The organism is Pedobacter foliorum (genome assembly GCF_013266735.1).
Classification (GTDB): Bacteria; Bacteroidota; Bacteroidia; order Sphingobacteriales; family Sphingobacteriaceae; genus Pedobacter; species Pedobacter foliorum.
The window spans coordinates 32,951-58,383 of sequence record NZ_JABSNU010000017.1 but is presented as its reverse complement, the minus strand read 5'-3'; the positions used below and the strand labels follow the sequence as shown (position 1 = coordinate 58,383).

Annotated in this window: 25 protein-coding genes and 1 other RNA gene; 9 read left to right on the top strand and 17 right to left on the bottom strand. The window is 38.4% G+C overall.

Annotation, left to right across the window (positions count from 1 at the left end; genetic code table 11):
- Nucleotides 1–2: 2 nt before the first annotated feature.
- Nucleotides 3–1,073 carry a dipeptidase gene (locus tag HQN83_RS22615; protein ID WP_173093618.1) on the top strand — a complete coding sequence of 357 codons (1,071 nt, stop codon included), beginning with the start codon at nucleotides 3–5 and terminating at the stop codon, nucleotides 1,071–1,073.
- A gap of 55 nt (nucleotides 1,074–1,128) precedes the next feature.
- Here the strand turns inward: HQN83_RS22615 and HQN83_RS22610 are convergent, their stop codons facing one another.
- Nucleotides 1,129–1,260: an alanyl-tRNA synthetase gene (locus HQN83_RS22610; protein WP_173093616.1), complete on the bottom strand. Its 132-nt coding sequence runs from the start codon at nucleotides 1,258–1,260 to the stop codon at nucleotides 1,129–1,131.
- Between the two features lie 311 nt (nucleotides 1,261–1,571).
- Nucleotides 1,572–2,129, bottom strand: a complete 558-nt coding sequence (locus HQN83_RS22605; protein WP_173093614.1) for a hypothetical protein — start codon at nucleotides 2,127–2,129, stop codon at nucleotides 1,572–1,574.
- A 148-nt stretch (nucleotides 2,130–2,277) separates the two neighbouring features.
- On the opposite strand from HQN83_RS22605, the gene gatB reads away from it, so the two are divergent.
- The 5 genes from gatB (at nucleotide 2,278) to HQN83_RS22580 (ending at nucleotide 8,283) form a co-directional block, all read left to right on the top strand.
- Nucleotides 2,278–3,741: an Asp-tRNA(Asn)/Glu-tRNA(Gln) amidotransferase subunit GatB gene (gene gatB, locus HQN83_RS22600; RefSeq protein ID WP_173093612.1), complete on the top strand. Its 1,464-nt coding sequence runs from the start codon at nucleotides 2,278–2,280 to the stop codon at nucleotides 3,739–3,741.
- 8 nt (nucleotides 3,742–3,749) lie between these two features.
- The gene (locus tag HQN83_RS22595) at nucleotides 3,750–4,859 is read left to right on the top strand and encodes a TlpA disulfide reductase family protein (protein WP_173093610.1); all 1,110 of its coding nucleotides are present in this window, start codon (nucleotides 3,750–3,752) and stop codon (nucleotides 4,857–4,859) included.
- A gap of 105 nt (nucleotides 4,860–4,964) precedes the next feature.
- Nucleotides 4,965–5,654, top strand: a complete 690-nt coding sequence (locus HQN83_RS22590; RefSeq protein WP_173093608.1) for a response regulator transcription factor — start codon at nucleotides 4,965–4,967, stop codon at nucleotides 5,652–5,654.
- A gap of 111 nt (nucleotides 5,655–5,765) precedes the next feature.
- Entirely contained in the window at nucleotides 5,766–6,488 is a 723-nt protein-coding gene (locus HQN83_RS22585; RefSeq protein ID WP_173093606.1) for an RluA family pseudouridine synthase, read from the top strand.
- A gap of 10 nt (nucleotides 6,489–6,498) precedes the next feature.
- Nucleotides 6,499–8,283 carry a chloride channel protein gene (locus HQN83_RS22580; RefSeq protein WP_173093604.1) on the top strand — a complete coding sequence of 595 codons (1,785 nt, stop codon included), beginning with the start codon at nucleotides 6,499–6,501 and terminating at the stop codon, nucleotides 8,281–8,283.
- A 154-nt stretch (nucleotides 8,284–8,437) separates the two neighbouring features.
- On the opposite strand, the gene HQN83_RS22575 is transcribed toward HQN83_RS22580, so the two are convergent.
- From HQN83_RS22575 to HQN83_RS22565, 3 genes are all read right to left on the bottom strand, one after another.
- Entirely contained in the window at nucleotides 8,438–9,847 is a 1,410-nt protein-coding gene (locus HQN83_RS22575; RefSeq protein WP_173093602.1) for a sigma-54-dependent transcriptional regulator, read from the bottom strand.
- A gap of 102 nt (nucleotides 9,848–9,949) precedes the next feature.
- Nucleotides 9,950–10,327: RNase P RNA component class A (rnpB, locus tag HQN83_RS22570), an RNA gene on the bottom strand.
- A gap of 40 nt (nucleotides 10,328–10,367) precedes the next feature.
- Nucleotides 10,368–11,006 (bottom strand): hypothetical protein, encoded by a 639-nt coding sequence (locus HQN83_RS22565; RefSeq protein ID WP_173093600.1) that lies wholly within the window; start codon nucleotides 11,004–11,006, stop codon nucleotides 10,368–10,370.
- 128 nt (nucleotides 11,007–11,134) lie between these two features.
- On the opposite strand from HQN83_RS22565, the gene HQN83_RS22560 reads away from it, so the two are divergent.
- Nucleotides 11,135–11,815: a DUF4377 domain-containing protein gene (locus tag HQN83_RS22560; protein WP_173093598.1), complete on the top strand. Its 681-nt coding sequence runs from the start codon at nucleotides 11,135–11,137 to the stop codon at nucleotides 11,813–11,815.
- 4 nt (nucleotides 11,816–11,819) lie between these two features.
- Here the strand turns inward: HQN83_RS22560 and HQN83_RS22555 are convergent, their stop codons facing one another.
- Nucleotides 11,820–12,464 carry an RNA polymerase sigma factor gene (locus tag HQN83_RS22555; protein ID WP_173093596.1) on the bottom strand — a complete coding sequence of 215 codons (645 nt, stop codon included), beginning with the start codon at nucleotides 12,462–12,464 and terminating at the stop codon, nucleotides 11,820–11,822.
- 148 nt (nucleotides 12,465–12,612) lie between these two features.
- Nucleotides 12,613–13,020 (bottom strand): GreA/GreB family elongation factor, encoded by a 408-nt coding sequence (locus HQN83_RS22550; RefSeq protein ID WP_173093594.1) that lies wholly within the window; start codon nucleotides 13,018–13,020, stop codon nucleotides 12,613–12,615.
- A 42-nt stretch (nucleotides 13,021–13,062) separates the two neighbouring features.
- Between HQN83_RS22550 and HQN83_RS22545 the strand changes: the two genes are divergently transcribed.
- Complete coding sequence (locus HQN83_RS22545; RefSeq protein ID WP_173093592.1) at nucleotides 13,063–13,236, top strand: hypothetical protein; 174 nt, start codon at nucleotides 13,063–13,065, stop codon at nucleotides 13,234–13,236.
- Between the two features lie 433 nt (nucleotides 13,237–13,669).
- On the top strand, nucleotides 13,670–14,359 hold the full coding sequence (locus tag HQN83_RS22540) for a Crp/Fnr family transcriptional regulator (RefSeq protein WP_173093590.1): 690 nt from the start codon (nucleotides 13,670–13,672) through the stop codon (nucleotides 14,357–14,359).
- A gap of 10 nt (nucleotides 14,360–14,369) precedes the next feature.
- Here the strand turns inward: HQN83_RS22540 and HQN83_RS22535 are convergent, their stop codons facing one another.
- The 10 genes from HQN83_RS22535 to HQN83_RS22490 form a co-directional block, all read right to left on the bottom strand.
- The gene (locus HQN83_RS22535) at nucleotides 14,370–14,774 is read right to left on the bottom strand and encodes a hypothetical protein (RefSeq protein ID WP_246254570.1); all 405 of its coding nucleotides are present in this window, start codon (nucleotides 14,772–14,774) and stop codon (nucleotides 14,370–14,372) included.
- A 26-nt stretch (nucleotides 14,775–14,800) separates the two neighbouring features.
- Complete coding sequence (mobA, locus tag HQN83_RS22530) at nucleotides 14,801–15,382, bottom strand: molybdenum cofactor guanylyltransferase (protein WP_173093588.1); 582 nt, start codon at nucleotides 15,380–15,382, stop codon at nucleotides 14,801–14,803.
- Nucleotides 15,379–15,849: a molybdenum cofactor biosynthesis protein MoaE gene (locus HQN83_RS22525; protein WP_173093586.1), complete on the bottom strand. Its 471-nt coding sequence runs from the start codon at nucleotides 15,847–15,849 to the stop codon at nucleotides 15,379–15,381. Before HQN83_RS22525 ends, mobA begins: the two co-directional genes overlap by 4 nt.
- A gap of 1 nt (nucleotide 15,850) precedes the next feature.
- The gene (locus HQN83_RS22520; protein ID WP_173093584.1) at nucleotides 15,851–16,084 is read right to left on the bottom strand and encodes a MoaD/ThiS family protein; all 234 of its coding nucleotides are present in this window, start codon (nucleotides 16,082–16,084) and stop codon (nucleotides 15,851–15,853) included.
- A gap of 4 nt (nucleotides 16,085–16,088) precedes the next feature.
- Nucleotides 16,089–17,051: a GTP 3',8-cyclase MoaA gene (locus tag HQN83_RS22515; protein WP_173093582.1), complete on the bottom strand. Its 963-nt coding sequence runs from the start codon at nucleotides 17,049–17,051 to the stop codon at nucleotides 16,089–16,091.
- Nucleotides 17,051–17,782 carry a sulfite exporter TauE/SafE family protein gene (locus tag HQN83_RS22510; RefSeq protein WP_173093580.1) on the bottom strand — a complete coding sequence of 244 codons (732 nt, stop codon included), beginning with the start codon at nucleotides 17,780–17,782 and terminating at the stop codon, nucleotides 17,051–17,053. The genes HQN83_RS22515 and HQN83_RS22510 overlap by 1 nt, the downstream gene beginning before the upstream one ends.
- Nucleotides 17,783–17,785: 3 nt before the next feature.
- A complete protein-coding gene (locus HQN83_RS22505; protein ID WP_173093578.1) occupies nucleotides 17,786–19,270 on the bottom strand; it encodes a rubredoxin in 1,485 nt (494 codons plus the stop codon).
- A gap of 1 nt (nucleotide 19,271) precedes the next feature.
- Nucleotides 19,272–22,787 carry a nitrate reductase gene (locus tag HQN83_RS22500; RefSeq protein WP_173093576.1) on the bottom strand — a complete coding sequence of 1,172 codons (3,516 nt, stop codon included), beginning with the start codon at nucleotides 22,785–22,787 and terminating at the stop codon, nucleotides 19,272–19,274.
- 22 nt (nucleotides 22,788–22,809) lie between these two features.
- Nucleotides 22,810–24,144 (bottom strand): NarK family nitrate/nitrite MFS transporter, encoded by a 1,335-nt coding sequence (locus HQN83_RS22495; protein ID WP_173093574.1) that lies wholly within the window; start codon nucleotides 24,142–24,144, stop codon nucleotides 22,810–22,812.
- A 92-nt stretch (nucleotides 24,145–24,236) separates the two neighbouring features.
- Nucleotides 24,237–25,433 (bottom strand): molybdopterin molybdotransferase MoeA, encoded by a 1,197-nt coding sequence (locus tag HQN83_RS22490; RefSeq protein WP_173093572.1) that lies wholly within the window; start codon nucleotides 25,431–25,433, stop codon nucleotides 24,237–24,239.

Sequence of the window (25,433 nt, the reverse complement as noted above, 5' to 3'; positions counted from 1 at the left end):
CTATGTTTACAGTTGATGCGCATTTGGATTTAAGTATGAATGCCCTGGAGTGGAATCGTGATTTGACTTTGCCTGTTTCTGCTATCAATGAAAGAGAAGAGGGGTTGACCGATAAACCAGATAGGGCAAAAGCGGTTGTTTCTTTGCCTGAACTTAGAAAGGGAGGCATTGGATTAGTTGTTGCTACCCAAATTGCGCGCTTCGTAGCTCCGGGAAATACTTTGCCGGGCTGGCATTCGCCAGCACAGGCTTGGGCACAAACTCAGGGTCAGTTGGCATGGTATAGGGCTATGGAGGATGCAGGAGAAATGGTTCAGATTAATAATCTGGATGGTTTGGAAAAGCACCTTGCTTTGTGGGCCGCTGATACTCCTAATGCTGAAAAGCCGATTGGCTATATTTTAAGTTTAGAAGGTGCTGATTCTATTGTAACCATTGGGCATTTAGAAAAAGCTTACCGCAATGGTTTAAGGGCTGTTGGGCCTGCGCATTATGGCCCGGGAAGATATGCTCAGGGTACTGATGCAACTGGGTTGATGGGGCCAAAAGGCCATGAATTACTTAAGGAAATGGAGCGTCTGAATATTATTTTAGATGCTACGCACTTATGTGATGATAGTTTTTGGGAAGCACTGGATCATTTTAATGGAAATGTATGGGCTTCGCATAATAACTGCAGGGCTTTGGTAAATCACAATCGCCAGTTTAGTGATGATCAGATTAAGGCGCTGATTGAAAGGGGGGCTGTTATTGGCGGTGCTTTAGATGCCTGGATGATGGTGCCGAACTGGGTTCGCGGCCAGTCTACTCCAAAGGGTATGAATTGCAATTTAGGTGTGATGATTGACCACATAGATCATATTTGCCAATTGGCAGGAAATACGCATCATGTTGGTATTGGTTCTGATCTTGATGGTGCTTTTGGAAAGGAGCAGTGTCCATATGATTTGGAAACAATTGCTGATCTTGAAAAGATCCCGGCTTTGTTTAAGGCTAAAGGATATACTGATGTAGATGTAGAAAACCTAATGAGCGCTAACTGGTTAAGGTTTTTACGGAAGGCTTGGGGGTAGGGTGCGTTTTTGGTGGTGTATTGGTGTTGGTGGATTGGTGGTTTTTTGGGTAAGGTTATTTTAACGCCCAATATCCTACTGCAAGCCAGATTAATCCTTTTACAAGGAAGAATAGAAATCCCCAAACACCAACTTTTTTGAGCCATTTTAGCAAGGCGGCTTTCTTTTCTGAGGTGGTAGTAGTCATAAGAATAGGTAATGTTAGTTTATAACTCTGTTTATCTTCAGGCAAATATATCTTATTTGTATTAATTATAAATAATATTGAATGTAATTTTAATGTTTGAATAGGTTTGTTTTAATACACTTGTCTTAGTGCATTCGTCATCCTGAATTTATTTCAGGACCTCTCAAGAGAAAAGAAGCCTTGCTAGTGCGGGGTCCTGAAATAAATTCAGGATGACGATGTACCTTTAAGGATGACGATGTACCTTTAAGGATGACGATGTATCGTTAAGGATGACGATGTATCTTTAAGGATGGCTAGTGATTAAGCGCTTAACCTCTTGGCCTTATTATCCTTTCAATTCCAGGGTCTCTTCCTTCTCTTTTGTTTTCGTAATGTCTATTGTTACGACCTCTATCATCACGATTTCTATTGTCGCGATATCTGTTGTTATCTCTTTCTCTGTATTGTTTTCTACCTCTATCATGATGTCTGTCTTCACGGTACCTTTCAGAGTAATATCTTTTATTACCTTTCCAATTATCATGTCTGCCGTATTTAGCTCTATAAACATTGTGGTTATGGTATGGCCTAGGTGAATTGATCACATATTTTCTGCCACTATATAAGTTGTAACCTCTATATCTACTTGGTAGTGAGCGAGAATGGATCCAACGGTTTCCACTGAAGTAAACAAACTGACGAGTAGGAACATAGTAATAGCTTTCAATATCAGGCATGTAGTAATAATCTACATAATCATAGCCCCTTGGTCCCCAGTTTGGCTGTGAGCCAATATTGACACTAATATTTACCTGTGCTTTTGCCGGTGCATTAACGGCCATTATTGATGCAAATCCAAGCATCGCAAATAGAAATAGTTTTTTCATAGAAATGATTTGTTATTTGTGTGTGTTATATTAAAACCAAAGTTTATGCCATAAGTATAATTATGGCTACAAACCTGTATTAATAACGCATAAATAGTTATGTTTGTATCTTAAACGTATATTGATTTAAGTTAATTATTGCCTATAAATGAGTACGAAAACTTCAGTTTCTGCATCAGAGTTCGAATTAGTATCTGGTTTAGAAATCCACGTACAATTAAATACACAAACAAAAATATTCTCATCAGATAGTGCTTCTTTTGGTGCAAAACCTAATGAACATATCTCTGCTGTTTCGTTGGCTTTACCTGGTGCATTGCCAAAATTAAATAAGGAGGTGGTTGCCAAAGCCGTTAGGATGGGCTTAGCGTTAAATTGCACCATTAATCAGCTTAACTTTTTTGATAGAAAGAATTATTTTTATGCTGATTTGCCTAAAGGATATCAGATTACACAGGATAACAAACCAATTTGTCAAAATGGTTATCTGAATGTAACACTGAGCAATGGTGAAGAAAAACGCATTGGAATCAACAGAATACACCTGGAGGAAGATGCCGGTAAAAGTATGCACGATCAAAACGATCAATATTCTTACGTTGATTTAAACAGGGCAGGGGTTCCATTAATAGAGATTGTAACAGAACCGGATATCCGTAGTTCAGAAGAAGCATCCGCTCTTTTAACTGAGATGAGGAAGCTGGTACGCCATTTAAATGTTAGTGATGGTAATATGGAAGAAGGAAGTTTGCGTTGCGATGCAAATATTTCTATTCGTGAAGCCGGAACTACTGAATTTGGAACACGTTGTGAGGTGAAAAACCTTAATTCGATAAGAAACGTCCGCAGGGCGATGGATTTTGAATTTAACAGGCAAAAGGAAGTTATTACAACTGGAGGCAGAATTATACAGAGTACATTAAACTTTGATGCCGAGGAAGGGACAACATCGCCAATGCGTAGCAAGGAAGAGGCTAATGATTACCGATATTTTCCTGATCCTGATTTGCCACCTATACATATTTCTGATGAGTGGCTAGCGCAAATAAAGGCTTCGATGCCTGAATTGCCCGCTGAGATTTCTAAAAGACTGGTAAAGGATTATGGTGTTAGTGCCTCAGAAGCAACATTGCTTGCTGAAGATGTTGAGCTGCTAGCCTATTTCAATTCGGCATTGCCTATAGTTAAAAATAAAAAGAGCCTGGTGAACTGGCTTACAGGTTCTGTAAGAGCGTTGTTAAGTGAGCAGGATATAACCATATCAGCATTTAAGGTTAGTGCTGAACAACTTGCGGATGTAATTAACCTGGTTGACAATAAAAAGATCACTCAGCAAATTGCTTTACAACAGTTATTGCCTTTGATCGTTAGTAGTGAGGGCGCGGATGTAAATAAACTTGCAGCTGATCATAACTTGTTAATAGAGGAAAACAGTGATGAGTTAGCTGGCTTTGTAGATGAAGTGCTGTCGAAATATGATGCACAGGTACAAGCCTATAAAAAAGGAAAGAAAGGTGTGTTAGGGCTTTTTGTTGGTGAGGTAATGAAACTGGCAAAAGGTAAAGCAGATCCTCAAAAAATTAATGAAGTATTACAAGATAAATTAAAATAGTAAATATTATGATGAAACGTATTGGGTATATATTGGTATTGTGTGTGGCTTTTGCAGCATGTAAGGATAAAAGTAAGTTTGTAATTAATGGAGAGTTCAAAAATGCTGCTCCAAAAAGCAAAGTGTATTTATTTGGTTTGCAAAAAGACAATGCATTGCCATTAGATTCAACTGTGCTTTCTGAAAAAGGCGAGTTTAAGTTTACTCACGCTACACCGGGAGCAGATTTCTTTAGAATTTCTGCAGGAAGTAATGAATACATGATTATTGCAAAGAATGGTGATGAAATTAAAATCACTGCTGATCTGGCCGACAAATCATTAGCATATAACACATCAGGTGCTGCTGAAGCTGATAAATTACAAGAATTAAATACAGTTAAGCATGAGTACATGACTAAAATTGCCGCAATACAATCTCAGTTTGATCAAGCAGTATCTGCTCAACCAACCAAGAGAGAAGAGATTATGGAGCAAATGAGACCTCAATATACTGCTGAAATTGATGGATTGAATAAAGCAGTATTGAAATTTGCTCAGGATAACACAGCGTCTTTAGCTGGTTTTTATGCAATGAACCTGTTAAATCCGGCAGAGTATGAGAAAGAAATGGTGGCTTACTCTGAAAAAATTAAAGGTAACTTTAATGACAATGCTGCTGTAACTGAATTTTTAAAGAGAATGTCGAGCTTAAAAGCAGTTCAGGTTGGTCAGCCGGCACCAGAATTTACGATAACCGGTATTGATGGAAAGCCAATTAAATTATCTGATTTTAAAGGAAAGTATGTGTTGCTTGATTTTTGGGCTTCGTGGTGCATGCCATGCAGACAAGAGAATCCAAACGTAGTTAAAGCTTATAATACTTATAAAGATAAGAACTTTACCATCTTGGGTATTTCGTTAGATAAAGACCCTGCGGCATGGAAAAAAGCTATTGCTGATGATAAATTAACATGGAGTCACGCTAGTGAATTGAGTGATTTTGAAGGTTCAACAGTTAGAATGTATCAAATAGAAGCTATTCCAAGCTCATTTATTATAGATCCAAAAGGCACGATTATTGCAAAAAACCTTCGTGGAGAGGAGCTTGAGACGTTTTTAAATAAAACTTTACGCTAACCCTAAATTCATGTTAATATACATGGTTGTATTAACAATTTGTTAACATGAGTTTAACGGTATATTATAATTGATTACCTAATTTCGTAACAAATAATTAAAGCTATGAGCGCCGTAAAACAGAAGATACTTATTGTTGATGACGAACCAGATATTTTAGAGTTAATAGAGTATAACTTAAAAAAAGAAGGATATCAGGTTTTCTTAGCCAATAATGGTCAGGAAGGCATTACGATTGCAAAGAAGGTACACCCTGATTTAATTATCCTGGATATCATGATGCCTAAGATGGATGGCATTGAGGCATGTAGGTTAATGAGGGCTATCCCTGAGTTTAAAAATACCTTTATGGTGTTTTTAACAGCACGTAGTGAGGAATATTCGGAAATAGCCGGGTTTAATGTTGGCGCAGATGATTATATCGCTAAACCTATTAAGCCACGTGCATTGGTAAGTCGTATTAACGCAATATTAAGAAGAAATTCGAGTGGTGATGAGGTTTCTGATAACAAGGTTGAAATAGGGGATCTGGTAATTGACAGAGAAGCTTATCTTGTTTATCAGGCAGGGAAAAAGGTAATTTTAGCTAAAAAAGAATTTGAATTACTTTATCTATTGGCCTCTAAACCAGGTAAAGTATATACCAGAGAATCTATCTTGAAGAACATTTGGGAAGACTCTGTAGTGGTTACTAATCGTACAATTGATGTACACATTCGCAAGTTACGTGAGAAGTTAGGCGAAACTTATGTTGCTACTGTAAAAGGAGTGGGGTATAAATTCGAACTTTCTTAGTACTTTTGCATTCTGGAAGATCATTGAGCTTTTTACTACACTGTAGTTAATGAGCTCAATGGCATCTTTACAGGCTGGAATGCACTAGTTACTTCTGAAAAAAACACTGAATTGAAATATCCTTCATTTAAAGACATTATCCTCTTCGAAAACGATGATTATATCGTTGTAAATAAACCACCTTTTGTTGCCTCTTTAGATGAGCGCGGCGGTTCTGGTGAAGTAAATATCTTACGTCTTGCTAAGCAATATAGTTCTGATGCCCAGGTTTGTCACCGTTTAGACAAGGAAACCTCAGGTGCAATCATCATTGCAAAAACTCCTGAAGCTTATCGCTCTGTAGCAATGCAATTCGAAAAGCGTAAAGTTAATAAGGTTTATCATGCTGTTGTTGATGGGCAGTTTATGTTCAAAGACTTGTTTATCGATCTTCCTATTTTAAATGATGGGAACAAGAGTGTAACCATAGATCGTAAAGAAGGAAAACGCGCTGAAACGTATTTTAATTCTATCAAAAACTATCGTCACTATACTTTAGTAGAGTGTAAGCCAATAACTGGTCGTATGCACCAGATTCGTATCCACCTGGCAACGCAACGTGCGGCTATTGTTGGAGATCATATGTATAAAGGTAAGCCTGTATACTTATCGACAATGAAAAAGGGATATCGTATAGCAAAAGACGATGAGGAGCAACCCATCATGAAGCGTTTTGCTTTGCATGCCCGTCACTTGGTGTTTAAAGGACTTGATGATAAGGATATCGTTATTGATGCACCATATCCTAAGGATTTTGCTACGTTGATCAAACTACTAGATAAATTTGACGCATAAAAGGTAAGTTATGTATGTACGGCTGGTAAATTATGTAGATTCAATTAACCAATACCGGAAAACTAAAATTTCTAACCGTAATTTTCTGGTTATTGCCGCATTGATTGTTGGTGTTCTCGCCGGTCTTGCAGCTGCACTTTTAAAAACGTTAACCCATCATATAGAGGATTTTTTACAGACTGGTTTTCACTGGCAGTACAAATATTACCTATACTTCTTTTTCCCTTTTATAGGGATACTTCTTTCGGTAATGTATGTAAGGAGGTTTATAAGGAAGGGGAAGTTTGAAACAGGGTTAACGCCTTTGCTTTATACCATTTCTAAAAAATCCAGTAAGGTTGAGCCTCATAATATCTATTCGCAGATTATTACAGCGGCTTTAACTGTAGGTTTTGGAGGCTCTACAGGTTTAGAGGCTCCAATTGTAACCAGTGGGTCGGGTATTGGTTCTGTAGTAGGCAGGTTTTTAGGGTTGTCTTACCGCGAAACTACCATGCTCTTGGCATGTGGTGCCGCGGCCGGAATATCAGCCGCTTTTAACAGTCCTATTGCAGGGATTGTATTTGCAATAGAGATCTTGCTTCCGGAGTTTACCATACCTGCTTTTATTCCTTTATTGCTAGCCTCGGCAACAGCAGCTGTAGTAGCAAGGTTCTTCTTTAATGAGCAACTTTTCTATTTGGTAACTGAAGGCTGGAGGATGAATGCATTGGGGTACTACGTATTGCTAGCTGTACTTATTGGCCTTTTCTCTATCTATTTTACTAAGGCAAATTCATTCATTAAATCATTCTTTTATAAAATTAATCATCCGTATAAACGTGTGGTTGTTGGTGGCTTGATGCTGGGTTTAATGGTATTTTTATTTCCTACATTGTATGGGGAGGGATATATCACCATTAAGAATTTGATTGGTGGGAATTATACAACGGTGATGACTAATAGTATATTCTCTGAGTATAGTAGTTTGCCATGGCTGGTTATACTTTTTACAGTAATCACCATTTTCGCTAAATCATGTGCTACCCTAATTACTTTAGGAGCAGGTGGAAACGGGGGTATTTTTGCTCCTAGTTTGGTGATAGGTGGTTTAATAGGTTTTGTTGTGGCACATTCTGCAAACACTTTGGGTATTGCTCATTTGAATGTTGCCAATTTCATAGTAGCAGGTATGGCAGCATCATTAAGTGCAATTATGCATGCGCCACTTACCGGTATATTTTTGATTGCTGAGATTACTGGTGGCTACGTTTTAATGGTTCCATTGATGATTACCTCTGCGATCTCTTATTTGATTAACCGCAGTGCAAATAAATACTCAATCTATACCAAGCCTTTGGCAGAGAAAGGGGAGTTGATGTCGCATGAAGATAAGGATACCACTGTTCTTAACATGATGAAACTTAGATATCTTGTTGAGCGTGATTATCTCGAGTTAAATGAAGATGATTTGGTTTCTGCAAGAATGCCCGAGATTCTGCATTCTAAGAGAAATCTATTTCCAGTGGTAAGTACTGACAGGAGTTTTAAAGGATTGGTTTTTGTTGAGGATGTATTGAAAAGGAAGATTACTGAAGAGGATAATCTTTCTGTAAATGACTTGATGCAATCGGCACCTGATACTGTAAAGGTTTCTGATCCTCTAAAGAAGGTGTTAGAGAAAATGGAAAAGGAAAACGCCTGGTTGTTGCCTGTATTGGATGAAAGCGGAGCTTATCTGGGGTTTGTATCTAAGACAGCTATTTTTAATAAGTATAGGGCTTTGTTGAGCAGGCAAGCCGATTATATGGAATAAATCGTCATCCTGCGGAATAGTATCGTCTTCCTGAATTTATTTCAGGACCTCGCACTAGCTAGGCTTTCTTTCTCTTGAGGGGTCCTGAAATAAATTCAGGATGACGATGAGAATAATAATAAAAAAGCTCCTGATTTTGTCAGGAGCTTTTTTGCTATTCTGCGGATCTTTTTAATCCGAATTTCTCAATCTTACTATACAAGTGACTGCGCTGGATATCTATATCATCTGCAGTTTTAGAAACATTCCAGTTGTTCTTTTCTAATTTAAACTTGATGAATTCCTTTTCAGCATAGTCTTTGTAATCCTGAAAGTTGGTGAATTTATCATAAGCCGTAGCTGGAGATGTGTTACTTTGAGCAGATCCATTTGGTATACTGCCTGCTGCACCTATATTTGTTCCTCCACCTGGATTAGCAAATGCAGTTACATCATAATCTGTAATGATTTTATCACTTAAAATGATCAAACGTTCAATCATATTATGTAATTCCCTAACATTACCTGTCCATGGTAGGGCTTGCAATGCAGACATGGCATTTTCGCTGATCTTTTTAACCGGCATACCATATTCTTTACAAATTTCTTCAAGGAAATTCTGCGCAATTTCAGGGATATCATCAACGCGCTCACTTAAATGAGGAACGTGAATGTTTATCACATTTAAACGGTGGTATAAATCCAAACGGAAATTACCATCTTCTATTTCTTTTAGGAGGTTTTTGTTTGTTGCAGCAAGTACACGAACGTTAACTTCAAGCTCTTTTTCGCCACCTACACGAGTAATTTTGTGCTCTTGTAGTGCGCGTAAAACTTTTGCCTGAGCAGAAAGACTCATGTCGCCAATTTCATCTAAAAATAGTGTACCACCATTGGCCAGTTCAAACTTACCAATACGTTGTTTTACAGCTGAAGTGAATGAGCCTTTTTCGTGACCAAACAATTCACTTTCAATAAGTTCAGATGGGATTGCGGCACAGTTAACTTCAATAAGAGGACTATCAGCACGATTAGATTTTTCGTGTAACCAACGTGCAACGAGTTCTTTTCCACTTCCGTTTGCTCCGGTAATTAATACCCTTGCTTCGGTAGGAGCAACGCGTTCAATGGTTTCCTTTATCTTATTGATATTTTCAGAGCTACCTAAAATATCTCTTGTTTTGCTAACCTTTCTCTTTAATACTTTAGTTTCAGTAACTAAAGTACCTCTGTCTAGCGCATTTCTAACCGTAATTAGCAGCCTATTTAAATCGGGTGGTTTTGATATAAAATCAAACGCCCCTTTTTTGCTCGCTTCTATTGCAGTTTCAACGGTGCCGTGCCCTGAAATCATAATGAATGGAAGATCCGGGCTGTAAGCCAGTGCTTGTTCTAGCACCTCCATGCCGTCCATCTTATTCATTTTGATATCGCACAGAACAAGGTCGTATTTCTTCTTTTTAATGAGTTCTAACCCATCTACACCATTGTCAATATCGTCAACTTCATAGTTTTCGTATTCTAAGATTTCACGTAAAGTACTTCTTATCGCTCTCTCATCATCAATTATCAACAATTTTGCCATATAGTATGCTAAATCTTCTTATTATCCAGTGCTAATATATTATTTTTCAGCTTAAAAAGTATTTTTTTAAAGTTACGAAACTGATACATGTCCAATAAAAAATTAAAATGCAAGCCTGTAAGCCGGGTTCTGTAACACGATTACTCATGTCTTCTATCATTAATCCAGTATAAATGTTGCCATTTATCTCTAACGACCTACCCACTAACATCGGACGAGCAGCCCTACATGCGTTAGCCTATTTGGTCTTTCAACTCCCGGGGTTTACCAGTTCTCCGATCGCCCGGAAAAATCGTGAGCTCTTACCTCACGTTTTCAACCTTACCTGTGCTTAAAAGCCATCGGCGGTATGCTTTCTGCGGCACTTTCCATAATTCGGGTGTTCACCCCCAAACCTCTTCCCGTTAGGAAGCGAGATGCTCTGTGTTGCCCGGACTTTCCTCTCCGATATAAAATCGCAGCGATAGAACGGCTTGCATTTGCGCCAAAGATACAATAGAATTTATAATATTAACGCCGGTTATTTTGTAACGTACACTTTTTTGCTGTTTCCTTTTATTGATTTTACCTTGCCAAACAGTCTTTGCGCATCAAAGGAATTGAAATAGGCTATTTTTACATTTCCTATTGACTTAACTTTATCTTCAGGATCATGAATATCGAAAGCGTTATTGTAAGCAATTTGAATATCACCTATTGATTTTAGTGTTCCGAATTTATCATGGATATTGTAATCATTGTTGTAAACAAACTTAATATTGCCAATAGATTTTATTTTGCCAAGTGGGGCTTGTAGGTCAAAATTGTCATAGTAGTCAATTTTGACAGCACCAATCCATTTTATTTTTCCTGATTTAGAATTGTCAAAATGATCATAATATTCTATTTTTTGGTTTGCAACTTGCTTTAGGTCGCCATCATCGTCATGTTCCAAATCGCTAATATATTCGGGGAGGGCTCCTTCTGCTTCATGAACGTAAGAGATATTGCCATTTGCACTTAAGCCAATAATAAAGATATTGTTTATAGTTAATTCAACAGATCTGACTCCTTTCTCTGTATCTGATATCCTAAAATGGGCACTGGTAATGGTTTGCGATTTGGCTATTAAACTAAAGCTTAGTAATAAACCAAGCATAAGGAGAGGCTTGCTTTTCATAGTAGTTTTTCATTTGAGTGTGTTCTCTAATGTAGAAAAATCTTAGGAATCATGAGACAAGAAAATCTTATATTTATGGAAACGGTCTATTGGTTGCATCTTTGTACTAAATATTAATACACAACACAATGAAAAGAATACTAATTATTTTAATGCTGTTTGGAATTTCTGCTTATGCAAATGCAGCCGATGTAATAAGACTTGTGGTTAAAGAAGATCGTGCCAGTTGTACTGGTGTAGCCCCACAAACCTGCTTTCAGGTAAAATATAAAAATAGTAAAAGTTGGGAGCTGTTTTATAGTAACATCTCCGGTTTTAATTATAAGCCTGGTTATCGTTATGTATTATTGGTTACCCGTACCAAGAGAGCAAATGTTCCTGCTGATGCATCAATCTATACTTATAAACTAAAAAGAGTATTAAAGAAACAGAAGATGCCTGTAGTAACTTCTGATTGGGGTTTTGTTGTTAAGCACAAATGGAAACTGATTCAGATGAATGGCGTAACTCAGGAACAATCACCTGCGTTTATCATTTTTGATAAGGAAAAGGGAAGGGTTAATGGTTCTGCCGGATGTAATTCTTTCTTCGGTTCGTATGAGAAAGGCGATGGTAAGCTTACATTTAAGCAAATGGGTAGCACTTTGATGGCATGTGCCGATGAAGAAAGAACTAAATTGGAAAATGACTTTTTAAAACTGATAAGTGATAAAACTTTTAAATATGACGTTGCTGAGCAAACACTGAATTTTTACGAGAATAACCGTTTGGTTTTAATGTTTGGTATGGCTCCGCTAGATACTCCGTAACTTATTAAGGATTTATCTTAGCCATTACAAAATTGGCAACTTTATCACAACGTATAAGATTAAATTCGAAGAGCTGGGTGGTTTTATAGTAATCGCTCAGCTCATTTCGTAACATTTCTTTTGCGCGTGTTAGCCTTATCTTTACGTTCGACTCGCCTAAGTCAAGAACATCCATTGTTTCCTGTGTGCTCATTTCTTCAATTTCGCGCATCACAAATACCAGTCTATATTTCTCCGGAAGATTGGAAACGGCTTTTTCAAGTATCGCCTTTAATTCTTTATTCATAAGGTTTTTTAATGGAGTGTCATTGTGAAGATCTTCTTTCTCGGAGGCCATTGCCAGTTGATTACGTTTTATGCTTTTTTTCTTGTGCAGCAGACTTTCATTGATCAGTATCCTCGTAAGCCAGGTGTTAAAGCTTGACTTGTTTTGGAAGGTTGCCAGTTGTGAATATGCATTCAGATAAGTAGTCTGCATGATATCTTCTACTTCAGCATCATCATTAACAATAGACATACCTATTCTGTATAAACGCAAATTATACTTACGTATCAGGTTCTTATACAAGTGTTTCTCGCCCTGCGTTACACGTTTAATAATTTCTTCGTCGCTTAATGTAGGTGTGCTGGTATGACTTGCTGAATTCATTGGATATCTGCTTATTTAACTAAATGATATATTAAAGAGTATTGAGAAGCAAAAGGGTTACAAAAAATGGAAGATATTATTTTGTAACCCTTTTGCTTTTACCTGTTTCTAGTTGGAAAATAAAGCCAATATAAAGATGGGCAATAAATTAATTAGATGATAATTTAATAACCTCTTCTATTTGATACTGTTTTATGCCCTCTGGCATTTCCCACTGCACTACAGCTCCCTTAGTATAGCCAAGGATTGCTACGCCAATTGGAGAAAGAATAGATAGTGTATTGTTCTTTCTTCTTGCTCTTGCAGGAGCAACGAGTTTGTAGCTGAACTCCTTTCCTGATTCCAGTTCTTTAACCTTCACATTGGTATCAACTGTCACCACATCTGATGGTAAATCATTTCTTAAAACCTGTTTAGCATGTTTTAATTCAAGCTCTAATTTAGCCTCATTGTATTTGCTAAGCTTTCTTCTTCTTAAATGATCTTTTAGCAGATCGTAAATTCCCGTTGATAGGACTATTGGGGTATCGTTTATTTTTATTGATGCAGTATTCATAATTTTTTATGTATTGAGTAAATGACTTAATATTTGAGTTGTATGAATAGCCTCAGTCAGTATTATTTGACTGAGGCAGAGCCATCGAAGTCCTTGTTGTTATACCAATTTGTTAAAAAGAGAAATACGCCTGCAGAAACTAAAACCATCAAGGGTTTAAGCAGTAAAATAGCCAATAGCAAAGCTACCAGTGCTGATATAAGCAGTAATATATAAATGGCTCTAAAAAAGTATTTAGCGCTAAATAATTTCATTATTTGAAAAGCAAGAAGGTGAAAGGAAAGTATTAAATGTGGAGACCCCTGACCCTAAGAAAAGGGAGGGGCTTATTTAATAAAGTCTTTGCTGCTTTTAAGATAAGAATCTCCTAAGCCGTATTGTACGGAAAGAAATCTTAAAAACATAGCAATAGCAGTTCGCAATAATGTTGCAAGCTGATTGTTCAATGTTTTATAAAACTGCTTAAAGAGATACATTGATTCAAAGATAGCCCAAATGCTTTGATATAAAAATTATACCAAGGAAGGAATCGAGATTATTGCACAATTATGCCATATGTAAGTGTCTTTTGAAATTATGATATCTTAATTTAATTGATTTATTGTTTCTTTGTTAGATAATACGAAATCCTTTTAGCATCAATATCCTTATGAAGAAAAATACGAAGGCATGTGATTTGCAAAGCTGCTTAATGTGCAGTTTGGTTTTAAAGGAATGGAAATTACCAATTGAAAGTCATCGTAAAAATTTTCTTGTAAAAAAGGGAGCGGTGATTATTAAGGAAGGTGATCCTGTTAATGGTATTTATTTTGTTAATAAAGGAAAAGTTAAAGTCCATAAAACATGGGGCGACAAGGAACTGATTATTCGTTTTGCAGGCAATGGAGCAATCATTGGGCATAGAGGCTTGAGTACTAAAAGTGCCATTTTTCCAATATCTGCTACTGCACTTGAGCCCACGTCAATATGTTTTATTGACTTAGATTTTTTTATGTCGACCCTCAGAGTAAATTCTAATCTTACACTTGAATTGATGATGTTTTATGCTGATGAATTGCAAGAGTCGGAACGTAAAATGCGAAACCTTGCGCACATGTCAGTGAAAGGTCGTTTGGCTTTATCAATTATTCAGCTTAAAGATCAATTTGGTGCAAATGATAAGGGGCAGATTAATATAGAAATAAGCAGGCAAGATCTTGCGGCATTTACGGGCACTACATACGAAACTATTTTTCGGATGATGAACGAACTTGTTAAAGAAGATTTGATTGTGGTAACAGGAAAAGCAATAAGCGTTAAAGATCTCATCGGTTTAAGGGCATTAACGCTTATTGCCTAATAATTGTAGTTTAAAATTTGTATCCCAAGCCTAAGCCAACATTCCATTTTCCATCTTTGCTACTAGTTTTTGCCGTATAAAGCATAGGCATCTGCAAAACGATATGTTTGTAAATAGCCGTTACGCCACATCCTAAAGAAGGTATGATCGTGGCGTTTTTAGGCGCATTTCCAGGAGACTTATCTTCTTTGATTTTTAAACTGGGTAGTAAGCCCACCAGTAAACTGAATGGTTTGCATGTATATTTAAGCCCTGGGCCCGTGCAGTTTACTGCTGCTCCGTGGTCAATGTAACTTAAAACAACAGCTCCTTCAAAGAGAGTTGCCTTGACGTGATTTGTTTGCGATTTTGCCTTAAAATTTAACATGCAAAGTGCCAGTCCGCCATAAATGGCAAGTTGTAAATGTGTCTTCATGAAATGATAATTTAAATAGTGAAACTTTAACTGTTTATTTGTGCTCGCAAATGATTGGCTGTGTTATAGTTAGAGAACTTAGTTTTATCTTTTATTTGGATAGTTTTATAGTTTGAATCCCGTATAAATTTGTGCATTGAAAAATGAGTGAGTTCGGAGGAATTGACCGCTTTACATAAGTTTCTTAAGGAGTTTGTAGGATAAACTGCACATAAAGGCTCCATAAATCCTTCGCATTCATATAAGTAATAATCAAAAGTAGGATTTGTATGGTAGTGCTGCTTTAATTGCTGAAGTGTGTCAACGTCCATATCAGTCATGTCGCAGGCCAGTAGCATTAAGTCATCATCAGGAAAATATTGATGTACACTCAATAAACCTTTCAGTGGGCCTTTTACATTTACAGTATCTATAATCAGTTTTTCGGCACCATAAAGATGATTATAGTTGGGTAATTGGGCTTGATTAATTGATATCACCACCGGAATATCCAGTTCTGCAAGCTTTGCCTCTGCATGTTGTGCCCATGTAACGGAGCCAACAGGTAAAAGCCCCTTATCTGATCCCATTCGTTTACTTTCTCCTCCGCATAAAACTACACCTATCATAATATGTCCTCAAATTCGTAGATGTGTTTGTTAATATTGCCTGTATCCTTGTGGCAATTACAATTGCCGCCCCATTCTTTGGTTCCGTCTGTAAAGAATTCGCATTTCCATATAGGAGCTTCGTGTTTAATTCTATCAATAATGTAACGGTTAGCAGCATAAGCTTCGGCTCTGTGGGCTGAGGCTGTGATTACAACGACTGCTGATTCGGTGATTCTCACTTTTCCTGTTCTGTGCTGAGCTATAGCAATATTGAGGTTCCAACGCTTTCTTGCATCGTTTAGAATACGCTCGATCATTTTTGAAGCCATAGAAGTATGGGCTTCGTACTCCAGAAAGTCGACCATTTTGCCAACATTGTTGTTCCTTACATCTCCACTAAATAATACCACGGCGCCAGCAGCAGGGTGGTGCGATTGCTGTAACAGCGCAACAAGATCCAGATCTTTGCTTGTTATATACTCCATATTAACCTCCGCTGCTTGGCGGGATAACAACTACGTTGTCACTTCCCGTTAATTGATAATGATCTGCTACAAATTCATCGTGCACTGCAAAACGACATATTTTAAGGACATTAGAAGATTCCGGATTTAGGAACGCCAGGTGCGCTCTAAGCTCTTCAACGGTTTTTAGTGGATCTTTTATTTCAAACTCTTTGTCGAAATACTCCTTTAGAATTGCAAAAACTTCGATTTTCATATTTCTATCCTCCTATATGAAGCATGCTTAATTTGCTTCCTGTAAATTTTAGTGATTGTTTTTGTGCAAGTGCGGCTTCTAATTTGAAGTCGAGACTGGCGGCATCTGTTGTTTCAATTAATGAAACCGGGTTATTGCTACTTAGGCAACCATAGATGTTTCCATAAGCATCCAGTCTTAAGCGATTGCAGTCGGTGCAAAAGGGCTGGCTCTCATTGGCTATTATTCCAAAATGATGTCCTTCCTCTGTTTGCCAATAATTGGCTGTAGCGCTATCTGATCTGTTTACAGGGCTAAAGCTATAGTGCTTGCTAATCAGTGCAAGTAAGTCCTTTTGTGAGAAAAAGTGCTCATCTGTTTTTCCATGCAAATGACCCATAGCCATGATTTCCAGGAAGCGTATCTTAATATTCCTGCTAAAGGCATATTTTAAAAGAGGAATTACCTGATTGTCGTTCATTCCCTTCATAATCACCGTATTTAGTTTTACCTCAATACCTGCACTTATTGCGGCTTCAATTCCGCTAAGCGTTTGCTCAAGGCCTTGCCTTCTGCTCATTTTAAAGAACGTTAAAGGTTCTATAGCATCCAGAGATATATTGATGGAGCGTAAACCTGCAGCTTTTAATGCAGGTGCCATTCTTTGTAGTAAAAGACCGTTAGTGGTTAAATTCAGGTTGTTAATGCCAAGATCACTAGCTCCCTTTATTAGGGTTGTAAGTTCTTTATAAAGTAGGGGCTCACCTCCGGTGAAACGTATTGTAGTTAAATCTAATCTGCCATGGAGTCGTTTAATTAGATTTAGCATTTCCTGAACAGATAATGCCTTGGCTTTATGTTCAGCGTAGTTTTCTTTACTTTCTTCGTTGCCGTAAGTGCAATACGTACAAGCCAGATTGCAAGTGTTTATCAGGCTAATCCTAAGCGTTTTGAAAGTTCTTCCCAGATGATCTCTAATTGCTGCCATTACATGAAAAATATAAGTTTACAGGATGCGATGGCAAGAACGGCGGTGAGCAGGTAGCGAACGGTGATTTGAGGAAAGCGCCAGCTACCCCAGTACGAACCCATAAAGCCACCTGCTGCTGCCATTAAAAACCATAGGGCTGAAGATGAGGTTATGTTGATTTCGGCAGAACTACCTAGTAGCCCACCAAAGGAATTTAAAACAATAAACAACGCTGATGCAGCGGCTGCTTCTTTGGCATTTGCCCAGGATAATAATATTAAAACCGGACTCAGAAATATGCCTCCTCCAATGTTTAACATTCCGGAAAGAGCACCTATTACTGCTCCAATAATGAGTGCCGGCATTATGGCTATTTCCTTTTTTTCTCCTTTTACTTCTGGGTTAACGCCAAGTAATTTAATCATGGGTAGCACTAATGCCAGGCCTAGTAAAATGTTGTAAATGTTTCCGTGAATTGGAAATTTAGACCCAATAAATGCACAAGGGATAGAGGTGATTAAAAAGGTTCTGCATAGTTTCCATCTAAAATACCCCGATCTCCAAAACTGATAAAAGGCCATTCCGGCTACAATAATGTTTAAGATGAGTATTAACGGTTTGTAAGTAGCTACTGGAATAGCAAATAAAGAAAGTACAGCTATGTAGCCACTTGCTCCGCCATGACCAACCGAAGAATATAAAAAGCCTACAAGGAATAAGGATAATGCTATGCTAATGTCTAATGCCATAATTTAAACGGTTAATACTGATTCTTTAAGAATTGGAATGATGTCTGATTTAGCTGCCCCGCAAATTGCACAGCTGTAATCCTCTTTTAAATCTGAGAAGTTAGTTCCGGAGGGTACTCCGTTTACCTCGTCTCCCCAGGTTTCATCGTAAATGGTTAAACAGTGACTGCACTGGTGAACAAGTGTTTGTTCGTTTTCTTTACTAACTTCTGCTTCGTAGTAATTATGCTCAGAAGCGCTTTCTGATAGTGTTTGAAGCTGATAGTAATTGTCGCAAAGCTGTACCAATGCTTCTGCTAATGATGCTTTACTAATGCTCTCTTTATAAAGCGTGAAATTTTTAGAATTGGGATTGAAATCAGTGGTATGAAGAATGTCGAACCTGTAATCTTCATCCAGATTGCTGGCCTGCTTTCTAATAATTACAGAGCCAAATAAGCCGCTCTTTGGATTGGTTTTAATAGCAAAACAAAGCTTAAAAGTTCTTAGGTCTACTTTGTTAAACTCGGTGATGAGTTCGCGTTTTAAGCTAAGGCCATATTCGCAAAGGTCTTCGCTTTGCCAGTTCAGTTCGTTGGATGCATGACGTACATTTATGCGATTTTTATCCAGTACCGCATTCCATAGTTTTTTGTCACCTGTTTCTACACCTTTTACAATAATTGATTTCCAGGGAGTGGTATACAATTGTCCGATACGTGTTTTTGCGCAAATGGCACAAAGGTCTTTAAGAAATGAGACTGGAAATAACTCGTTTCTGCGATAGATCCCTAGCCAGTATTTGTCGTTGTATTTGTTGAAGCCCTCGTAGTAAGGTAATTGAAATTCAGGTAGTTTTAAAGGAGCGGAGTGGGGTTGATGAAGGATGCTTCCGGTAAGTTTTACCTTGTTCTCCAGCTCTTGTCCATCAATGTTGAGTTGATCATAAAACAGGTTTTTGTTGCTAAATATCGCGTCTTCAACCAATTTACTAAGGGTGCCTATGTCTTCAGAGTAAATTAAAGACGACCAGCAGTAAATGATATTGGTTCTTGGAAAACGCATGTACAAATACCAATAATTGCCAATGTCTGATGATATAAAGTTTAAATTGCCTGTGAAAAAGGGAATTAAGGTTTGGCTGTTGTCTACCAGGTTGATTTTTAATCTTGGAGTGTAATTAAAAGCGTCCAGCACATCCCTGTAAACTCCTTCGCGTAACCAGTTAGAGTTGTTAAAAATATCTTCAGTTACATAAGAACTAATGATGTTTGGCTGCTTGTCTGTGTCTATTTCAAACTCTGTGTCAGCTATTAGGAAACTATGCTCTATGTCTTCAAGCTTATCTTCATCTACAGAAAAATAAAGCTGTTGTCTTGTGCCAAATCTTACGTTTTCTATTTCAGATTCCTCTAGAATATTAAGGATTTGTAAAAGATCACCAATGGACACAATACCCCCCGGTAGGTTCACTTTAATCTGATGCTTTTTAACGACCTTGTTTTCCATATCAGTTTACTTTTTCTAAGACTTCTTCCTTTAATGCTCTCTCCAGGATAAGTTTAACCTCTGGTTTGCAGGATCCGCAACCCATTCCAGCTCCTGTTGATTCACATAGCTCCTTAAAGTCAGCACATCCAGAGGATATCTTTTTAAGGATATTTCCGACTCCAACATTATTACAACTACATACTAGTTTCCCAGATACAGGCTCAGTTTTTTTACCGCTTCTAAGTAGTTGCAGTCTTTTGTCACTGAGTTCTATTTTATTGGCTATTAATTCTCTAAACTCAAGAAACTCAGTTTTATCGCCAATTAAGATGGTTCCAACTAGTCTATCCTGATGGATGATGCATTTTTTATAGTAGCGTTTTGCTTTGTCGATGAAAACGATCTCCTCGTAGTTCTTGTCGTCCGGACATTCGGAAAGCCCGATACTGCAAAGGTCAAATCCATGAATTTTTATAATGTTCATGAACAGGCTGCCTTTGTAATAGCTGCTGATGTCGCCATTCTGAAACTTAGCAACCACTTCTGCTTGTTGTTCTGCAGCGGCGGTTATTCCGTATAGTGTGCCTTCAAATTCGGCAATTTCGCCAATGGCATAAATGGAGGGGTCGTTTGTTTGTAAGCGTTCATTAACAAGTACGCCACGTTTACATTCTAATCCCGATTCCTTTGCTAGTTCAATATTTGGGGTAGTGCCAATGGCCAGTATAATTGCATCGCAATTTATCCTCCGACCACTTTTTAGCTCTATACCAGTTAGTTTAGATCGGCCATAGTAAAGCTGTACTTCATCATTGTAGTAAATGTCACAACCCTGATCTACCATTTCCTCATGTAGCAACTGGCTTCCGAGTGGATCTAGCTGTCTGTTTAAAAATCTGGATACCCTATGGATAACCGTAATTTTTACGCCTATTTCGCGTAATGATGCTGCCATTTCCAATCCAAGCAACCCACCACCAACAACTACTACGTGAGCATTTTTGGGGATGTGCTTTTTGAAATTGTCTGCATCAGTGCGACTGCGCATGGTAAAAATACCCGGTAATGATGGCGCGTTTTTGGGTAGGGTAGAGCGACTTCCGGTAGCTATTATCAGTAAGTCGTACGATGTCTTTTTACCTGTTGAATCTATTACGTACTTCTGTTCCCGGTTTACTTTTTCTACACTTACACCTCTCAATAGTTTAATGTTGTATTCAGGCTCTTCCTCGTCCTTCATTTTTACCAGTTGTTCCCACTTTTGCTCTCCACTTATGTAATCAGGAAGCATTACGCGGTTATAAAACGGGAAGTTCTCTTTACTAAAAATGGTGATCTGATCTTCCTTATTGATTTCCCTGTAAGATTTAACAAAACCATATGCACCTGCTCCGGCACCTATAATTACAATCCTTTGGAAGTCCTTTTTGAACTTCTCAACGTTTACAGCGCAGTACTTAAAATCAGGTTCTTTAGATAGCGGATCTACAATGGTACTGGTAATATTGTTTGCTCTATTTAAATCACTGCCCAGTATTTTGCCCCAATGCATAGGTAGAAATACTACACCTTGCTTTATAGTAGCAGATATTTTTGCTTTAACCTGAACTTCTCCTCGTCTTGATCGTACAACTATAACCTGATTGTCCTCAATGGATAAGAAATCTGCATCTGCAGGATTAATTTCCATAAAGGCATCTTTAATGTGCTGTTTAAGCTTGCTCACTTTGCCTGTTTTAGACATGGTGTGCCAGTGGTCACGAACTCTGCCGGTAGTTAGGATAAAAGGAAAGTCCTCATCAGGAAGCTCACTATTTAACTGATCAGAAGGACTATGTATAATAGCTCTCTTTGAGCTTGTATAGAATAAATGATTGGTAAACAGACGTTTTGTGCCGCTTTCTGATCTTTTGTTGAAAGGCCATTGTACGGTGTTGCTCTTGTCAATTTGTTTGTAGTCAAGCCCGTGTATATTGATGCTGGTTCTATAGGTGAGTTTTGCATGTTCTTTATAGATGTCTTCCATGCTATTGTACTCAAACCCTTTATAACCCATTTTTTTTGCAAAGCGACAAATGATCTCGGCATCAGGAAGCGCTTCGCCCGGTGCATCAATGATTTTATTCAGGTGACTTATTCTTCTTTCAGAATTGGTCATTGTGCCTTCTTTTTCTGTCCAGGCAGCTGCTGGTAAAATCACATCCGCGTAAGCAAGGGTTTCTGCCTTGTCTGTTATTTCTTGTATCACCACAAATTTTGCCCTTTTTAAAGCTTCTTCAGCAAATCGGGCATTAGGTAAGCTGGTTAATGGATTTGTGCATAGTATCCAGATTGCTTTAAGTCGACCATCATGTAAGGCCTCGAACATTTCGGTAGCCGTAAGGCCTGTTTTTCCTGAAATGGTTGTTCCTCCCCAGAATTTTTGTACTTCCAAACGATGTTGTTCATTCGATAAATCACGGTGTGCAGGAAGAAGATTTGCAAGTCCGCCCACTTCGCGACCGCCCATTGCATTGGGTTGCCCGGTAAGAGAGAAGGGGCCTGAACCTGGCTTTCCAATGTGGCCAGTAATAAGGTTTAGGTTAATCAGACTCAGGTTTTTGTTTACACCAATAGAACTTTGGTTAAGTCCCATTGTCCACATGCTTAAAAACCCTTTGGCCTCACCAATGTAGGTAGCGGCAAGTTCTATTTCGGATATAGTAATTCCGCAGATTTGGGCTGATTCTTTTAAGGTTCTTTCGAATACCTTTTGCTGATAAGCATCAAAACCTTCGGTATGGTTAGCTATAAATTCACTGTCTATATTTCCGGCTTCAATAAGTGCGCGGCCAATAGCATGATTTAAGGTTACATCAGTCCCCGGGTTAATTTGTAAGTGAAGATCAGCAAGTGAGCAGGAGTCGGTAACTCTTGGGTCTGTAACGATAATTTTGATGTCTGGGTTCGCGGCTTTATGTGCTTCAACTCTACGCCAAAGTATTGGGTGACACCACGCGGGATTAGCGCCGGTGATAAAAAAGCAATTGGCAAGCTCAATGTCGTCATAGCATATCGGAACACTGTCTTCGCCCAAGGCCATTTTATAAGCAGTAACCGCACTACTCATGCATAGGCGAGAGTTGGTGTCGATATTGTTACTGCCTATAAAACCTTTTATCAGTTTATTGATTACATAGTATTCTTCAGTAAGGCATTGGCCGGAGGCATAAAAAGCTACGGAATTAGGACCGTACTTATCAATAAAAGTCTTGAAAACAGCAGCTGTCCGATTTAAGGCATCATCCCAGCTAACTCTTTGCAGCGGCATATTTTTGTTATACCTCATTTGAGGATAAAGCAGACGATCGCTTTTGTCGTTTACGGTGTACTGGAGGTTAAGACCTTTGCTGCAAAGCATGCCATGGTTTACAGGATGATCTTTATCACCCTGTACTGTAATGGTCTTATTTTTTTCTAAAGTAACGTTTACGCCACAGCCAACGCCACAGTAGCAGCAGGTACTTTTAAAAATTTTGTTCTTATCTCCAGACATATATGTTCCCTCTTTGTTAGAATTAAGCCTGTTGAAACTCTTGTTTTACTGTTTCCGTATTTTCGGATCTCTTTAATTGAAATTTTGTAATGAATACCAGCAGACCGATAACGGCCACGCCAATACCGATATAATGAAATGCATCAGCATAGGTTAGGTGCTCTGATTTAAATAGAAAGCCTACCAGCATAGCGCCTATATTTCCACCTGCGCCTACAATGCCACTTACAGAACCAATTGCATCTTTATTGATGAAAGGGACAATGCCGTAAGTACCGCCATTAGCCATTTTTAGGAACAGTGCGAATAAAAGCATTGAAGCTATTGCTAGGCCGAGTGTTTGTGATTGGGCAAATAAGCTGATGCCAATTCCTTCTAAAACAAGCAGCCCTCCAAGTAGTATTCCTTTGCCTCTAAGGCCGTATGATTTTCCGACTTTATCGCTCACAAAACCACCGAGTGCTCTTGCAAAAATATTCATGCCACCAAATATGCTCGCCATGGCACCGGCCATAATCATTGATGCGCCAAATTGATCCGTAAAAAAGGTGGCAGCCACATTGTCAACCGTTATTTCTATTCCAAAACAAGCTGCGTAAGCCAATGCCAACACCCATGTTCTGTAATCTTTTAGCGCAGCCATAAAAGAACCCTTTTGAGCTGTTTTAACTTTAACTACTTCAAGGTCTTTGAAGTTCCCGGCCGGAGTATCTTTTGTGTACTTGTAATAAACAAAAGCCATAATTAATAGAATTACGCCCGGTACGATCATGGCAACTCTCCATGAGTTAGCCTGACTAACAAAGCCTAAACCCGCAAAACCTGCTGCAATAAGTGGCATTATCAGTTGTGTAACTCCACCGCCAAGATTTCCCCAGCCTCCTGTAACGGCATTTGCGGTTCCTATTACATTTGGAGCAAACATCATTGAGGTGTGGAATTGGGTGATTACAAACGATGCGCCTATAATTCCAATTACAAAACGGAATAAGAGAAAGCTTTCATAGCTGTTGCTTAGTCCTATGCACATGACGGGTATTGAGCCTAGTGCAAGCAGAATGGTGTAGGATAGTCTCGGGCCGAGGGTGTCACATAGTTTGCCGACAATTAGCCTTGCGATAATTGTTGCAGAGACTGAGGCGATGATGATGTTGCCAATTTGATCTTTACTTAAATGTAGTTGTTCTCGTATTAATGGCATGAGTGGTGCAACACCGAACCATCCAAAAAAGCAGAAAAAGAAGGTTATCCATGTAATGTGAAAGGTTTTCATCTGAATGCCTTTCGTAGAAAAGATGTTAAGTTTTTTTAGCGGCTTAAGGCCTTCTTTGGGAAGAGTAGATTCTTTTTGATACATTTGATAAGTTTTATTTAAACGATGAAACTATTTTACCCTGTCAGAAATCCGACCTTCTGATGGGGTGTTTTTTTATATGGATGTTGTGGTTCTTATAGGCTGTTGTTAAATGGGTAAAAACTAATGATGTCTTCCTTTTTTAATTCTTCTGTTAAATCTGGTTGTAGGGCCAGGCCACTGGCATTGAGACCGGCGGTAATATCTCCGGATCCGTTGAAAGAGATAAGGTTTAAGCCTTGTTGCGACTTACTTATTTGAACTGGAAAAAACTCTGTTAACGGATGTTTTTTAATCCTACTCTCTTGTATCGGGAATCTGTATACTGGGCGACTTGCGTAGCCAAAGCATTTGTATAAATAATCTTCTACAAATATTGTGAAAGTAGTAAGGCAGGATAATGGATTTCCGGGAAGGGCAAAAACGATCCCGCCGAGCGGAGTTTTTCCTATCCATAACGGTTTTCCTGGACGTATTTTAACTTTATGGAATACCATTTCAACTCCCAGCGACTTTAATACAGCAGGCACATAATCAGCATCTCCGGCAGATACTCCTCCGTTAATAATGGTAAGTTGGTTTTTAATAGCTTCCTTAAATGCTTTGGTAAGCAGGTTTTTGTTGTCCTGAACGTGTTCGCACAGCGATGGAGTAATGTTCCATTTCTTTAAAAGTGCTTTTAGCAGATATTGGTTGCTGTTGCGGATTTGATGGCTCGCTGTTGGTTTGCTGGGTGCTATAACTTCATCACCGGTTGTTATCACTGCAACTGTAGGTAGCTTGTATACTTTTAGTGTTGCTTTTCCGACAGAAGCAAGCAGGCTAATAGTTTGTGGTGTGCATTTGCAGGGAGAAGCTAATATTAAAGCCTGGTATTTTAAGTCTTGTCCTTGAGTGGCTATGTTTTGAAGGTGTTTTGCTGTTTCGACTGCTATAGTTACCTCATTATCGATTTCATGTGTATCCTCTTTTCTGATGATTACGTTTGCCGTTTTTGGGGTAGCTGCCCCAGTCATAATCTTATAGCAATTTCCAGAAGTTAGTGCTTGTTTTGAAACCTGTCCTGCGTAAATGATTTCGGTTATCGCATATTTTCTTAAGCCACTTTCCCAATCGCTAAGCATAATTGCATAACCATCCATAGCGGCTCTGTTAAAGGGGGGGTAGTCGCGGTCAGCATAAATGTCTTCGGCTAATATTCTATTGTCGGCATCCTCCAGATTGATGTATTCCGTTTCGAAGTGTTGCGAAAGAGTGGATATTGTGGTTATGGCTTCTTCAAAACTTATCAT